This window comes from Streptomyces sp. NPDC036984 (assembly GCF_055607665.1).
Map to the genome: position 1 here is coordinate 329,679 of NZ_JBVJRL010000003.1, position 15,419 is coordinate 345,097.

7 protein-coding genes are annotated in these 15,419 nt (G+C 70.0%); 4 read left to right on the forward strand and 3 right to left on the reverse strand.

What is annotated here, in order from left to right; all coding sequences use genetic code 11:
- Positions 1-17: 17 nt before the first annotated feature.
- Positions 18-878 carry a helix-turn-helix domain-containing protein gene (locus ACZ7DL_RS08205; protein WP_470772395.1) on the reverse strand — a complete coding sequence of 287 codons (861 nt, stop codon included), beginning with the start codon at positions 876-878 and terminating at the stop codon, positions 18-20.
- Positions 879-1,217: 339 nt separating this feature from the next.
- Complete coding sequence (locus ACZ7DL_RS08210) at positions 1,218-3,911, reverse strand: SpoIIE family protein phosphatase (protein ID WP_470772396.1); 2,694 nt, start codon at positions 3,909-3,911, stop codon at positions 1,218-1,220.
- 476 nt (positions 3,912-4,387) lie between these two features.
- On the opposite strand from ACZ7DL_RS08210, the gene ACZ7DL_RS08215 reads away from it, so the two are divergent.
- Positions 4,388-7,657, forward strand: coding sequence for a GH92 family glycosyl hydrolase (locus ACZ7DL_RS08215; RefSeq protein ID WP_470772397.1), 3,270 nt, complete (start codon positions 4,388-4,390; stop codon positions 7,655-7,657).
- 69 nt (positions 7,658-7,726) lie between these two features.
- On the opposite strand, the gene ACZ7DL_RS08220 is transcribed toward ACZ7DL_RS08215, so the two are convergent.
- Positions 7,727-11,530, reverse strand: coding sequence for a GH92 family glycosyl hydrolase (locus tag ACZ7DL_RS08220; protein ID WP_470772398.1), 3,804 nt, complete (start codon positions 11,528-11,530; stop codon positions 7,727-7,729).
- Between the two features lie 381 nt (positions 11,531-11,911).
- On the opposite strand from ACZ7DL_RS08220, the gene ngcE reads away from it, so the two are divergent.
- From ngcE to ACZ7DL_RS08235, 3 genes are all read left to right on the forward strand, one after another.
- Positions 11,912-13,357 (forward strand): N-acetylglucosamine/diacetylchitobiose ABC transporter substrate-binding protein, encoded by a 1,446-nt coding sequence (gene ngcE, locus ACZ7DL_RS08225; protein ID WP_470772399.1) that lies wholly within the window; start codon positions 11,912-11,914, stop codon positions 13,355-13,357.
- Between the two features lie 141 nt (positions 13,358-13,498).
- Positions 13,499-14,434 carry a carbohydrate ABC transporter permease gene (locus ACZ7DL_RS08230; protein ID WP_470772400.1) on the forward strand — a complete coding sequence of 312 codons (936 nt, stop codon included), beginning with the start codon at positions 13,499-13,501 and terminating at the stop codon, positions 14,432-14,434.
- A gap of 15 nt (positions 14,435-14,449) precedes the next feature.
- Complete coding sequence (locus ACZ7DL_RS08235) at positions 14,450-15,373, forward strand: carbohydrate ABC transporter permease (protein WP_470772402.1); 924 nt, start codon at positions 14,450-14,452, stop codon at positions 15,371-15,373.
- Positions 15,374-15,419 lie beyond the last annotated feature (46 nt).

The following is a 15,419-nucleotide window of genomic DNA, read 5'->3' on the forward strand; positions in this document are numbered from 1 at the left end:
CACGGATGCCGCGTGTACTAGCGGGCCCCGAGGTCCTGCCTGATGCGACCGATCAGGTCGAGGGACTCGGTCTCACCGAGCGCAAGATCCATGATCGTTTGGAAGCACTCCTGATAGCGGGCCAGCAGCTCCATGTCCTCACCGCCGGTCATGCTGCCCGCCGCGTGCTCCAGATACAGCAGATCGTCGTCGTCCGGAAAGCCCAGCAGGACGAAGCTGCCCAGTGTGCTGTAGTGCGCGCCGGCCGAGAAGGGCAGCACGCGGAGCCGTACCCGCTCGCGGGCGCCGAGGTCGAGCAGCTGCTCCAACTGCCCGGCGAGCACCGCCTTCCCGCCGATCTCCCGGCGCACCGCGGCCTCGTCCAGGACGAGCGTGGCGACGGGCCCCTCCGTGCCCTCGAGCATGCGCTGCTGCCGCTCCATCCTCAGGTCCACCACGCGCCGGGCCCGTTCGGGGTCCAGGCCGCGCGGGGCGAGGAGCGCCTCGGCGTAGCCGCGGGTCTGGAGGTGGCCCGGGACGACGATGGGGTGGTACGTGTTCAGGGACGTCGCCGCGCTCTCGTAGCCCAGATACTGCGCGAACTGCGGGGTGACGACCTCGTGGTACTTGGACCACCAGCTGGGGCCCTTGCTTCCCCGGGCGGCCTCCTCCAGCTCATGGACCCGGTCGGCGTCGGAGATCTCGTACAGACCGAGCAGCGCCCGCAGATCGCTGACGGACACGCTGACCGTGCCGGTCTCCACCCGGATCAGCTTCGACTGCGACCATTCGACCCGCTCCGCCGCCTCCCGCTGGCTCAGGCCGGCACGCTCACGCGCCTGCCGGAGGGCAAGGCGCAGTTTGCGCCGGTTGAGGCTGGGGTCCACAGGGGGTGTCATCGCCGCTCCTTCGACCGTGCACGTACCCGGAACCCGATCGGCCATGCACAGAACGCTCCAAGCTGTTGGACAACTCCATTATGCCCCGAGCTTTCTGCATAGAGCCGAACGATGATGGCGAACCCGGGCGTTGTCCGTCTGCCCCCTTTGACTCCCTCAACGCACGAACGGCCGTCGCGGATCCCGGAACGCCGTCCGGACTCCGCCGGACGGGAGTGAGGGGGGCGCGCACGGGCGTGAAAACGGCGAAGGGGGCGCCGGTTCGCGCCCCCGGGTGTCCGGAGCCGTCCCGGGCCGAGCGCGCGCCGACCTCCGGCTCGGCACCGCGACCGGCCGCGCTCAGCCGGCGAGCAGCCCGGCGAGGTCCGGCAGCGTCAGTTCGGCCCAGATCACCTTGCCCTGCGGCGTGTAGCGGGTGCCCCAGCGCTCGGCCAGCTGCGAGACCAGGAACAGGCCGCGGCCTCCCTCGTCGGTCGACGCGGCGTACCGCAGATGCGGCGAGGTGCTGCTGCCGTCGGCCACCTCGCAGATCAGCGTGCGGTCGCGGATCAGCCGCACATGGACCGGATCGGAGCCGTAGCGGATGGCGTTGGTGATCAGCTCGCTCAGCACCAGTTCCATGCCGAAGCCCAGCTCGGACAGGCCCCACTCCTCGAGCTTGTCGGACACGGCCAGGCGCATGCCCGACACGGCCGCGGGGTCGCGCGGCACGTCCCAGTCGGCGACGTGCTCGGCCGGCAGCGCCCGGGTGCGCGCGATGAGCAGGGCGACATCGTCTCCGGGGCGCTCGGGCAGCAGCTCCTCCAGCACCGCCCGGCAGCTCTCCTCCGGTGACCGGCCGGGGTGCCCCGCCAGCGCCCGGCGCAGCAGCTCCATGCCCTCGTCCAGATCGCGCGTGCGGTCCTCGATGAGGCCGTCGGTGTACAGGACGAGCTGGCTGCCCTCGGGCAGCACCAGCTCGGCCGTCAGGAACGGCATGCCGCCCAGACCCAGCGGCGGACCGGCCGGCAGCTCGGGGAAGGTGACACTGCCGTCCGGCGCGACCAGCGCGGGCGCCAGGTGCCCGGCCCGGGCCATGACGCAGTGGCGCGTCACGGGGTCGTAGATCGCGTACAGACAGGTGGCGCCCACGACCTCCCCGGCCGTCTCCGGGCAGGCCTCGTCCTGGTCGATGCGGCCGACCAGCTCGTCCACATGACTGAGCAGTTCGTCGGGCGGCAGGTCCAGGGTGGAGAAGTTGTGTATCGCGGTCCGCAGCCGGCCCATCGTCGCCGCGGCGTGCAGGCCGTGGCCGACCACATCGCCGACGGCCAGCGCCACCCGGCCGCCCGGCAGCGGGATCACGTCGAACCAGTCGCCGCTCACGCCCGACTGCGCGGGCAGATAGCGGTAGCCGACCTCCAGGGCGCTCTGCTCGGGCAGGGCCCGCGGCAGCAGGCTGCGCTGGAGGGTGACCGCCAGCGCGTGTTCACGGGTGTAGCGGCGGGCGTTGTCGATGCTGACTGCGGCCCGGGCCACCAGCTCCTCGGCCAGGGACAGCTCCTCCTCGTCGAAGGGCTCCCGTTTGGAGCGCCAGAAGTTGGCCATGCCCAGCACCACCCCGCGGGCCTGGATCGGGGCGCTGATGAGGGAGTGGATGCCGTAGTCCAGTATCTGCCGGGTCCGTTCCGGGTCCTGCGCCTGCCAGCCGTCGGCGGTGGACAGGTCGGTGACCAGCTCGGAGCGGCCGGTGCCGTAGCCGCGCGCCTGGGGCGTGGACGGCAGGAAGTCGATCAGCCGGCCCTCTTCGTAGAGGGGGTGGTCGTTGCGGATGCCGCCCACGGCGACGCGCCGCATGTCCGTCGCGGTGGGGGCCGGCTCCTCGCCGTGCAGCACCGCGTCGGCCAGGTCCACGGTGACGAAGTCGGCGAACCGCGGGACGGCGACCTTGGCCAGCTCGTCGGCCGTGCGGACCACGTCGAGGCAGGTGCCGATGCCGAGGCCAGCGTCGTACAGCAGCTCCAGCCGCTCCCGGGTGACCTCCGCGCGGCCCGAGACCGCCTGGAGCTCTGTGGAGTCCCGGAGCGTCACCACGGTGCCCTTGGGGCCGCCCGCGTGGTCCGTGGGCCGCTGGTTGACCGCCAGCAGGCGTCCGCCCGCGAAGTGCACCTCGTCGCTTGCCTCGCGCCCGGAGACGAGCAGCTCCACCGTGGCCGGCTCCAGGTCCGACAGCTCCCGCACATCGCGCCCCTCGGCCTCGGCGGGCAGCTCCAGCAGCCGCCTGGCCTCGTCGTTGGCGAGCAGCAGCCGTCCGTCGTCCCCGATGATGAGTACGCCCTCGCGCACCGAGTGCAGCACCGCGTCGTGGTGCTCGTACATGCGGGTCATCTCGTCCGGGGCCAGGCTGTGGGTCTGCCGCCGCAGCCTGCGGCCCACCAGGGCCGTGCCGCCGATCGACACCGCGAGCGCTCCGGCCCCGGCGGCCAGGATGATCGGCAGCTGCCGGTCCACCTGGCTGGTCACGTTCTTCACCTTCATCCCGGCGGAGACGAGGGCGGTCACGTGACCGTCGGCGTCGTTGACGGGAACGGTCGCCTGCACCTCGTCGCCGAGCGGGCCGTGGACGCTCTCCGTGTACACCTTCCCGGCCAGCGAGGGGCCGATGGTGCCCACGAACCGGTGGCCGATCTTGCCCGGCATGGGATGGGTGTAGCGGATGCCGTTGGTGTCCATGACCACGATGAAGTCGACGCCCGCGGACTTGCGTCCCGCCTCGGTGAGCGGCTGGAGCACCTTCGACGGGTCGGCGGAGTCCAGCGCCCGCACGAGGCCGGGGGAGTGCGCGAAGGTCTGTGCGACGGCTATGGAACGCCGCCGGGCCTCCGTGCTCGTGTCACGTTCCGACTGGAGGACGAGAGCGATGACGCCGCAGATGACGAGCAGTATCACCAGCGCCACCTGAAGAAGCAGAACCTGCCCGGCGACGCTGCGCGGGCTCCGGCCAGCCACGGCACGCCATGCAATACGCCTGAATCGGGCGAATGGGTCCGACATGCGGCATTTGTAGCACCGGCTGATGGTCGTGACTACGGCGTCCCAGTAGATGGACGCAGGTTTTGTGACCTCATCAAGCCCACTAGCCCACATTTGTCACATAAGCCCCATGCGTATCACCTCCGTAAGCGCTCCGACGCGCCCTGTGCTCTGGGCGGACCCGGTGGATGTGCGCACCGGGTCCGCGAGCCGGGCAGGGGAGGGGGGTGGGGGCCTGCCCGGAGGGGATGGCTCGAAGGGTGCGCGGCTTGTGCGCCGGTCGGCGCGCGACAACGTTGTCGAATGGTCTATACATGACTCTACCGCCTCAACGGACAACGATGTCAACCCACTTGGGGTAGCCCGACCGAGTGATCCCGGCGCGCGCCGGCGCGGGCGCACGCGGTCTTCCGTGGTAGGGCCGGCGCGCGCTACTGTCCCTGCGGCTTGTGCGACCTGTGGTGCGCGACCCGTCCGTCAGGAGGAAGGGCCGCGCCATGCGTTTCAGACCCACGTCCCTGCTGCTGGCCGCGCTGCTCGCGACCGGCGCCACCCCATCCCCCGCCCTCGCGGCGACCGCAGCTGCTCCCGGCCTCGTCAAGGACCCGACCCCGTACGTGGACCCGCTGATCGGTACCAGGAACGGCGGAGACGTCTTCCCGGGCGCCGTGGTGCCGTTCGGCATGCTCTCCTGGAGCCCGGAGAACACGCGCGGTGACGCGACGAGAACCGCGGCCCCGGGCGGCTACCAGTACGACGCCACCCGCATCCGCGGCTTCAGCCTCACCCACATGTCCGGCACCGGCTGCGCGGGCGGCAGCGGTGACATCCCGTTCTTCCCGTACGCCGGCGAGGTCACCTCCTCCCCGGCGAGCGACACCGAGGACTCCGTCTACGCGGCGGACTTCAGCCACGCCGACGAGACCGCCGAGCCCGGCCACTACCGGGTCGGCCTGGCCTCCGGCGTCACCGCCGACCTCACCGCCACCGCGCGCACCGGCTCGGCCCGCTTCACCTACCCGGCCGGGAAGCCCGAGTCCCTCCTCGTGCGCACCGCCAACTCCGAGGTGGGCTCGACGGGCTCGACGGTCAGGATCGACCCGGACACGCGCACCGTCTCCGGCTCGGTCACCTCCGGCAACTTCTGCGGCTACCTCGACCCCGAAGGCCGTCGCGCCTACTACACCCTGCACTTCACCGCCCGCTTCGACCGTGCCTTCCAGGCCACCGGCACCTGGCACGACGACACGCTGGAGCCCGGCTCCAGGGAGGCGTCCGGCGGCACCGGGGGCTTCGCGCACGGCGGGCGGCCGGTGGCGGGCAAGGGCGCCGGCGGGTACGTCGAGTTCGCGCCCGGTGACGGCCCGGTGCACGTCAAGGTCGGCATCTCGTACGTCAGCGAGGCGGCGGCCGAGGCGAACCTCGCCGCCGAGAACCCGCCGGGCCGCTCGTTCGACGCCGTCCGGGACGCGGCCCGGCGGGCCTGGCGGGAGCGGCTGGGCGCCATCCGGGTCGGCGGCGGCACGGACGCCGAGCGCACCACCTTCTACACCGCGCTGTACCACTCACTGCTGCACCCGAACGTCATCAGCGACGCCGACCGCCGATACCGCGGCGGCGACGGCAAGGCGCACACGGTCGGCAAGGGCCACCGGGCCCAGTACGGCACCTTCTCCGGCTGGGACGTCTACCGCGACCAGGTCCAGCTGCTCACCCTCCTCGACCCGGACACCGGCTCCGACATCGCTCAGTCGCTCTACGCGCTCGCCCGGCAGAACGGCGGGGTCTGGGACCGCTGGCTGCACGGCGCGAGCGGCACCCACGTCATGAACGGCGACCCCGCGCCGACCGCGCTGGCCGGCATCCACGCCTTCGGCGGCACGGACTTCGACCTGCGCGGCGCGCTCGCCTCACTCGTCCGGGCGGCGACCGTCCCCACGGCACAGGACCTGTCCGCCGCCGGGAAGCCCGTGCTGTCGGTGGGACAACGGCCCTCCCTCGACAAGTACCTCAGGCTGCACTACATGCCGTCCGTGTCCAACGCCTGGGGCGGCGCCGCCGAGACCCTGGAGATGTCCACCGCGGACTTCGCCCTCGCCCGACTCGCCCGCGCGGCGGGGGAGAAGGACACGGCGGACGCCTTCGCCCGCCGCGCCCAGTGGTGGCAGAACGCCTTCGACATCGCGGCCGATCCCGGCGGCGGCTACATCGCCGGCCGCAAGGCCGACGGCAGCTGGGTCACCGGGTTCACCCCCGGCACCGGCAACGGGTTCGTCGAGGGCACGGCCGCCCAGTACACCTGGATGGTCCCGCACAACCCGGCGGGCCTCTTCGCCGCGATGGGCGGCCGGGACAGGGCGCTCGCCCGGCTGGACGACTTCTTCCACGACGCCGACGGCCACTGGGCCTTCACCGGCAGCGGCGGCACCAAGTCCGAGCTGGACAACGAGCCGTCGATCAACGTCCCGTACCTGTACGCCTACGCGGGCGCGCCCCACAAGACGCAGGAGACCGTCCGCGCGGCGATGCGGCAGCTGTGGTCCACCCGGCCCGGCGGCATCCCGGGCAACGACGACCTCGGCGCGATGTCGGCGTGGTACGTCTTCTCCGCTCTCGGCATGTACCCGCAGGTACCGTCCCGCGCCGAACTGGTCCTCGCCTCACCACTGTTCGAGCGGATCGAGATCCACCGGCCGCAGGGCAACGACATCTCCGTCCACGCGGTCGGAGCGGCGGCCGGCGCGCCCTACGTCCGGTCCCTGAGGGTCGACGGCCGCGGCAGCGACCGACCTTGGCTGCCCGCGTCCTTCGTCCGGGACGGCGGCCGGCTCGACTACACCCTGTCCGCCACCCCGGACCGGAGCTGGGGCGCGGACAGCCCGCCGCCGTCCTTCCGGGAGGGCGAGCAGCCGTACCAGATCGGCGTCGGACCCACCAGCGCCACCCTCGCCCCCGGGGCCGGCACGAAGATCGCCGTCCGGGCGCTGTCACTGACCGGCGGCACCGGCCCCGAGGTACGCTTCCGGGTCCGGGCCCCGGCCGGGGTGACGGCCACACCCGCACAGGGCACGGTCACCGACGGCGTCCAGGAGATCACCCTCACGGCGGCGCCGGACGCCGAGCAGGGCTTCGCCGACGTCGGGGTCACGGTGACCTCGGGCGACTCGTCGTACGAACAGCCGGTGGCGCTCACCGTGGCCGCGCCGGGCACCCTGCTCGCCGCCTACGACAACACCGGCGTCTCCGACGACGACGGCGACCACGACGAGGCCGACTACGACGGCGGTGGCTGGAGCTACTCCCGCCAGGCCCTCGCGGCGGCCGGTCTCACCCCGGGCGCCCGCGCCACGGTCGACGGCCTCGCCTTCACCTGGCCGAACTCGCCCACAGGCCGCCCCGACAACGCCTCCGCGGCCGGCCAGACCGTCCGACTGACCGCTCCCGCGGACGCGTTGTCGTTCCTCGGCAGCGCGGTCAACGGCAACCAGCAGGCCAGGGCGACCGTCACCTACACCGACGGCACCACCGACACCGTCGACCTGTCCCTGACCGACTGGACCGTCGGCGGCGGAGGCGGCACCGTCCAGTACGGCAACGAGGTCGTCGCCCGGACCGCGTACCGCAACGTGGCCGGCGCGGACCGGGACCCGGTGGCGACGTACGTCTTCGCCACCGAGCCGTACCGGGCACCGGCGGGCAAGCACATCCAGAGCGTCACGCTCCCGCGGAACGGGGACGTCCACGTGTTCACCCTCGCCACGGGCTGACCCGCGCACACCGCAGCGGCCCGCGCCCGGACTCCGGGCGCGGGCCGCTGCCGCACGACGCGCTCGTCGTCAGGCCAGCAGTTCCACCTCCGCAAGAGTCGACTCGCCGTCCAGGATCAGGCGGTACTTCGTGTAGACGCCCGGTGCCGCGAGGGTGAAGGCACGGGTCTGCCGGCCCCAGGCGAACGTTTCCCCCGAGCGGTGGTCCAGGGTCTGCCAGGCCGTGCCGTCGGTGGAGCCCTGGAGTCTCCAGCTGGTCGGCGCCGACGCGCGGTCCGCCGCCGAGGTCAGCGTGTACTGCACCGGCCGCACCGCGCCCTCGGCCGGCAGGTCCGCCGAGGTGAGCGTCGCGCTCGTCGCCGAGGTGTCGTCGAAGAGCGCGCCCGCGCCCTTCAGGACGTCCGCGCGGGGCGCCGGCACCTTGTCGTCCTGGGTGACGGAGACCGGCGCCGCGTCCTTGCCGGAGCCCCACGCCGATGGCCTGGAGCCCATGAAGAAGTCCAGCACCCCGCCCTTGGACAGCAGCGAGTGCGGGAGCGATGTGGACGTCCAGGGGCGGCCGTTGACCATGACGCCCTGCACGTACACGTTCTTCGCGCTGTTCCTCGGCGCCCGCACCACCAGGTCCCGGCCGTTCTCCAGGTGCACGGTCACCTTCTTGAACAGCGGGGAGCCGATGGAGTACTCGCCGCTGCCCATGACCAGCGGGTAGAAGCCGAGCGCGGAGAAGAGGTACCAGGCCGACTGCTCGCCGTTGTCCTCGTCGCCGTGGTAGCCCTGCCCGATCTCGCTGCCGGTGTAGAGCCGGGAGAGCGCCTCGCGCACATACTGCTGTGCCTTCCAGGGCTCACCGGCCGCGTCGTACATGTAGATGACGTGGTGCGCGACCTGGTTGGAGTGGCCGTACATGCCCATCCGGACGTCCCGGGCCTCGGTCATCTCGTGGATGACACCGCCGTAGGAGCCGACGTAGTCCGGGGAGGCCGTCTCCGGGGTCGCGAAGTACTCGTCCAGCTTGTCGGCGAGGCCCTGCCGACCGCCGTACAGGTTGGCCAGGCCCCGGCTGTCCTGCGGGGCGGTGAAGGCGTAGCCCCAGCCGTTGGTCTCCGTGTAGTCGTAGCCCCACACACGCGGGTCGTACGTCGCGGAGTCCACCCGCCAGTCGCCCTTGGCGTCCCGGCCCTGGAAGAAGCCGGCCTTGGCGTCGAACAGCCGCACATAGCCCCGGGCCCGGTTGAGGAAGTACTCCGACTCCTCCCGGTAGCGCTTCTCGCCCGTCTTCCGGTAGAGCGCCTCGCCCATCTTCGCGATGCCGTAGTCGTTGACATAGCCCTCCATCGCCCACGACAGGCCCTCGTGCGTGTCGGTGGAGGTGTAGCCGAGGAACGGCGAGGTGGTCATGCCCTTGCGGCCCACGCCCGACATCGGCGGGACGACGGTCGCGTTCTTCACGGCCGCGTCGTACGCCGCCTTCGCGTCGAACTTCACGCCCTTGACGTAGGCGTCGGCGAACGCCACGTCCGAGGAGGTGCCGGTCATCAGGTCGGCGTAGCCGGGGGAGGACCAGCGGGAGGTCCAGCCGCCGTCCTTGTACTGCTGCACGAACCCGTCGACCATCTCGCCCGCCTGGGAGGGGGTCAGGAAGGAGTACGCCGGCCAGGTGGTCCGGTAGGTGTCCCAGAAGCCGTTGTTGACGTACACCTTGCCGTCCACGATCTTCGCGCCGGTGTGGTCCGGGGTGTCCGGGCCCGGCATCGGGGAGAACGGGGACGCGTACCGGTCCGTCCCGCCGACCTTCTCGAAGCCGGAGTTGGGGTACAGATACAGCCGGTACAGGCCCGAGTAGAGCGTGGTCAGCTGGTCCGGGGTCGCGCCCTCCACCTCGACCCTGCCGAGCAGCTCGTCCCAGGCGTGCCGGGCCTGCGCCTTGACCGTCTCGAAGGACGTGCCGTCCGGAATCTCCTGGCGCAGGTTGTCCTTCGCCTGGTCGAGGCCGATGAGCGAGGTGGCCAGGCGCAGGGTGACGGTGTGGTCGGCGCCCGCGCCGAAGCGCAGGAAGCCCTTCACACCGCTGGAGCCGCCGTCCGTCACCGGCCTGTCGAACTCGCCGTACACGAACAGCCGGGTCGCGCCCGTGGACAGTCCCGACTTCACGTCCGAGTAACCGGTGACGGTCCCGTGCTCCGCGTCGAGCGTCAGGCCGGCCTGCTCGGTGACGTTGTCGAACAGCACGCTCGCGTCGTCACCGGGGTAGGTGAAGCGGAGCACGGCCGCGTGGTCGGTCGGGGTCATCTCGGCCTTGAGGCCGTTCTCGAACCGGACCCCGTAGTAGTAGGGCCGCGCGGTCTCGTTCTCGTGCCGGAAGGCCAGCCCGCGCGCCGCGCGGCCGGTGTCCGGGGTGCCGGCCACTGCCGACGGCATCACCTGGAAGGTCTGCCGGTCGCCCATCCACGGACTCGGCTCGTGGCTCGCGCTGAACGCCTGGATCGTGGGCAGGTTGTCGGCGTTGTTCGCCCGTGCGTACTCGTACAGCCAGCTCAGCGAGGACGCGTTGGTCACCGGCGTCCAGAAGTTGAAGCCGTGCGGAAGCGCCGTCGCCGGGAAGTTGTTGCCGCGTGAGAAGCTGCCGCTGGAGTTGGTGCCGCGGGTGGTCAGCGCGTAGTCCACCGGATGCGCCTTCGGCTTCTCGGGTGCCACCGGCTTCAGGGACACGTCGTCCAGCCAGCCGCGGAACTTCGCCGGGCCGTCCGGGGAGTCGTACGCCACCAGGATCCGGTCGACGGTCTTGCCGGCCGCGACCGAGCCGATCCGCGCGCTCACGTGGTTCCACTGGTTGACGTACAGCGCCTTCGACGCGCCCTGGCCGCGCGGGGAGAGCGGGAAGCCGTGCTGGTCCAACGCCCCCAGGCCGCTCAGATAGGTGCCGTCGGTGAAGGCCAGGTCCACGGAGACGTCGGTGGCGTCGTAGTCACGGTCGCCGTCGGCCATCGACGGGAAGATGCGGTACGACAGCCGGGTGTCGCCGCCGACCTTCACGTTCACGTCGAAGACCTTGTTGAAGGAGTACGCCCGGCCGTCCGCGGTGTGCCGGCCGGCGTAGCGCAGCGCACGCTTTCCGGTGAATCCCGCCCGCGCCTTGGCGGTCGGTGAGCCGCTCGGGCCCTTGTCGACCAGGGTCAGCATGTCCTGCGGCACCGGCCCGCCGCCGCCCCCCGTGGCGAACTGCACATCGGCGAGCTGGAGGATGTCCGGGGCACCGCCGTTCTCCGTCACCTCCAGCCGGAAGTGCTGGTATTCGACCGGTTCGGGAAGGTCGTAGGACTTCGTCTGGAAGCGCTCGGCGAAGGTCTCGCCCGTGCGGGTGTCGAGCGTCTTCCAGTCCGTGCCGTCGGCGGAACCCTTCAGGGTCCAGTCCCTGGGGTCGCGCTCGGCGAAGTCGTTGGCCGAGGTGAGCGCGTACGTCGCTATCTTGATCGGCTTGTCCAGGTCGAACTCCACCCAGCCGGTGGGCTCGAAGGACAGCCACTTGGTGCCGGGCTCGCCGTCGACGAGGTTCTCCTTCACCTCGCCGGCGCCCGTGTTCTCGCCGCTCGCCCGGACCTCGGTGACATGGTCGGTGACATTGCCCGGAACGCCTGTGCTGTAACCGCCGTCGACGCCCGAGGCACGCTTGCCGCCGTCCGGCCCGGTGTCCACCGTGTTCAGCCAGTCCGGCGCCGGATCGCCCGTCTCGAACGAGGATGCGAACTCCCGGTCGGCCGCCGGAGCCTTGGCGGGCAGGGCGACCGCCGCGCCCTGCGCGCCGACGGCCATGACAAAGGCGGCCGTGAGGACGACCGCCGGACCCCATCTGTGCCGAGTTCTCCGCTGCATCTACGGATTTCCCCTCCTGCGCCCCCTCCGGACAACGTTGTCAGCTACGGGCGCAGGAACCAGTAGGTGGTCAAGTGGTCCGTGATGTCAAGGGTGTTGGCTGTGGCATTCAGGGAGTTATGCCGCGAATTCTTCGCGCGCGGCAGGTGCTCAGGGCTCATATTTCCGCGAGGTCTCAACTCGGAAAAGACCCATCGCGAACCTTGCATTCGATCTTGCTCCGCCGACGGTAAGTGGACTATACCTGTCGGCGCCCGGTACGAACGCACTTCCGGCAGAACGCGCACTCAGTACTTCCTGCACCACCCAGCTTGACCCGACCGCGGTGCCGGGGAGGATCCGGTTCACCGCCTGAGTCCTGGAGAAGGCGAGGACTTGAGCATGGGATCCACTTCCGACGAGAACCACGGTTCCGCAGGTGTCGGCCGCCGCGACCTGATCAAGCGGTCCGCCGCGCTCGGCCTGATCAGCGTGCCGACGATGAGCTTCCTGTCCGCGTGTGCCAGCGGCGGAGGCGACAGCTCCGACGACGACACCACCAAGGGGAAGACGTCCAAGGACAACCCCTTCGGCGCCAAGAAGGGCAGCAAGCTCGACGTCGTCGTCTTCAAGGGCGGATACGGCGACGACTACGCCAAGGCGTGGGAGGCCGACTTCGGCAAGAAGCTCGGCATCACCTCCACCCACACCGGCACGCAGGAGATCACCGGCAAGCTCCAGCCGCGCTTCAACGCCGGCAACCCGCCGGACATCGTGGACGACTCCGGCGCGCAGCAGATCAAGGTCGACGTCCTGTACAAGAACGGGCAGCTGCTGGACCTCGCCGAGGTGCTGGACGCGCCGTCGGTGGACGACCCCGCCAAGAAGGTCCGCGACACCCTGATCCCCGGCACGCTCGACCCGGGCATGCAGGCCGGCAAGGTCGTCGCGCTGAACTACATCTACACGGTGTGGGGTCTGTGGTACTCCGGCAAGCTCTTCAAGGAGAAGGGCTGGGAGGAGCCCAAGACCTGGGACGACTTCCTCGCCATCTGCAAGGACGCCAAGTCCCAGGGCATCGGCGGCCTCGCCCACCAGGGCAAGTACCCCTACTACATCAACGTCGCCATCATGGACCTGATCGCCAAGAAGGGCGGTCTGGACGCCATGAAGGCGATCGACAACCTCGACCCCAAGGCGTTCGTCGGCTCCGAGGCGGCGCAGGCCGCCGCCGAGGCCGTCTACGAGGTGGTCGAGAAGGGCTATCTGATGCCCGGTACGAACGGCCTGACCCACACCGAGTCGCAGACCCGCTGGAACCAGTACAAGGCCGCGTTCATCACCTCCGGCTCCTGGCTGGAGAACGAGCAGCTGAAGCAGACTCCGACGGACTTCGACATGAAGTTCCTGCCCATGCCGCTGCTGTCCGGCAGCAAGCTGCCGTTCGAGGCCATCCGGGCCGGCTCGGGCGAGCCCTTCATCATCCCGGCCAAGGCGAACAACCTGCCGGCCGCCAAGGAGTTCATGCGGCGCATGCTCTCCAAGGAGTGGTCGACGCTCTTCGCCAAGCAGGCCAACTCGCTCACCATCCTCAAGGACGGCGTCGACCCGGGCGTCCGGTTGCGGCCGGGCACCCAGTCCACGGTCGAGGCGTCCAAGGCGGCCGGTGACAACACCTTCCGGTACCTGTACACCGAGTGGTACAGCGAGATGGGCACCGCCATCGAGGCCGCGTCCAATGAGCTGATGGCCAAGCGTATTCAGCCGAAGGAGTGGCTGAAGAGGTGTCAGGCGGCGGTGGACAAGCAGGCGAAGGACCCCGCGTCCAAGAAGAACCACCGGGATTAGTTCGCTGGAGCGCCGCAGGGGTGCGGGTGGTGTGGCGGCCGCGGGCTCGTCCCGGCCGGTCGCGCCGGCGCGACGGAGCCGCATGCCGACACAGCTCCGCACCCCTTTCGGGGCGCTCTACCACAGGGCAGGGAAAAGTCCATGCGCAAAGGGCAGTACCGGTTCGTCGCGGGGTTTCTCCTCGTTCCCGTGGCGCTTTATGTGATCTTCGTGATCTGGCCGTACATCCAGACGTTCGGCTATTCGCTGACCGACTGGAAGGGGCAGTCGCAGACCTTCCGCTTCGTCGGTCTGGACAATTACAGGGCGCTGTTCCAGGACGACGTCTTCCTGAAGGCCATCTGGCACAACATCCTGTTCCTGATCTTCATCCCGGTGATCACGATCCTGCTCGCCCTGTTCTTCGCCTTCATGCTGAACGCGGGCGGGCGCAGCAGGGCCGGCGGGGTGCAGGGAGTCGCCGGATCGAAGTTCTACAAAATCGTCTACTTCTTCCCGCAGGTGCTGTCGCTGGCGATTCTCGCGGTGCTGTTCAACGCGGTGTACCGCAGTGACGGCGGCGGTCTGCTCAACGGCTTCCTCATCAAGCTCGGACTGGTCGACGCGACCAGCCCCGTCGAATGGCTGAACGAGCCCGACATGGTGCTGTGGGCGCTGCTGCTGGTCGTGGTCTGGCACGGCGTCGGCTTCTACCTGGTGCTGTTCTCGGCCGCCATGCAGTCCATTCCGAGGGACATCTACGAGGCCGCCCTGATCGACGGCGCCGGCCGCAACCAGTCCTTCTTCCGCATCACCCTGCCCCTGCTGTGGGACACCGTGCAGACGGCCTGGGTCTACCTCGGCATCGTCGCCATGGACATGTTCGTGCTGGTCTCCTCCATGACCCAGAACATGGGCGCCTACGGCGGCGGCCCCGACCACCACAGCGACGTGATGTCGACGGTGATGATGCGGAACTTCCTGTACTACGGCAAGAGCGGCTACGCCTGCGCCATGGGCGTGGTCATGCTGCTGCTCACGCTGGTCCTGTCCGTGGTCACGCTGCGCGCCACCCGCCGCGAGCGCATCGAGTTCTGAGCGGGAGAGACGACGATGAGCGCACCCCTGAAGGAGACCGCCCCCGCCCGCCCCGAGCGGGCCGTCGCGAAGGTCCCGGCCCGGCCCGGCGACCGGCGCGGCGAGGGCGTGGTCCTGAACGTCTTCTCACACGGCTTCCTCGCCCTGTGGGGACTGCTGATCGTGCTGCCGCTGCTGTGGCTGGTGCTCAGCTCCTTCAAGACCGACACCCAGATCGGCGGCTCGGCCTTCGGCTGGCCGCAGCACTGGTCCCTCGACGTCTTCGGGCGCGCCTGGGACAAGGGCATCGGCGACTACTTCCTCAACACCGTGATCGTCCTGTTGTTCTCCGTACCGCTGACCATGCTGTTCGGGTCGATGGCCGCGTACGTGCTGGCCAGGTACCGATTCTGGGGCAACCGGCTGCTGTACTACTTCTTCGTGGCCGGCGCGATGTTCCCGGTGTTCCTGGCCCTCGTGCCGCTGTTCTTCATGGTCAAGCGGCTGGACATGCTGAACACCTACCAGGGGCTGATCCTGGTCTACATCGCCTACTCGATGCCGTTCACGGTGTTCTTCATGCACGCCTTCTTCCGGACCCTGCCCACGGCGGTCTTCGAGGCGGCGATCCTGGACGGCGCCTCGCACACCCGGACCTTCTTCCAGGTGATGCTGCCGATGGCGAAACCCGGACTGATCAGTGTGGGGATCTTCAACACTCTGGGGCAGTGGAACCAGTTCATCCTGCCCACGGTGCTGATGCAGCCGCAGAGCGGCGACGACCCCGAGCGGTACGTCCTCACCCAAGGCCTGATCCAGCTCCAGCAGCAGCAGGGATACGCCTCCGACCTGCCCGTTCTGTTCGCGGGTGTGACCATCGCCATGATCCCGATGCTGGTGGTCTACCTCTCCTTCCAACGCCAGGTGCAGGCGGGTCTGACCTCGGCCACCCTGAAGTAACCGCACGTCACGACGTCCGCGCGCACGCCGCTCCGGGTCACCCGGG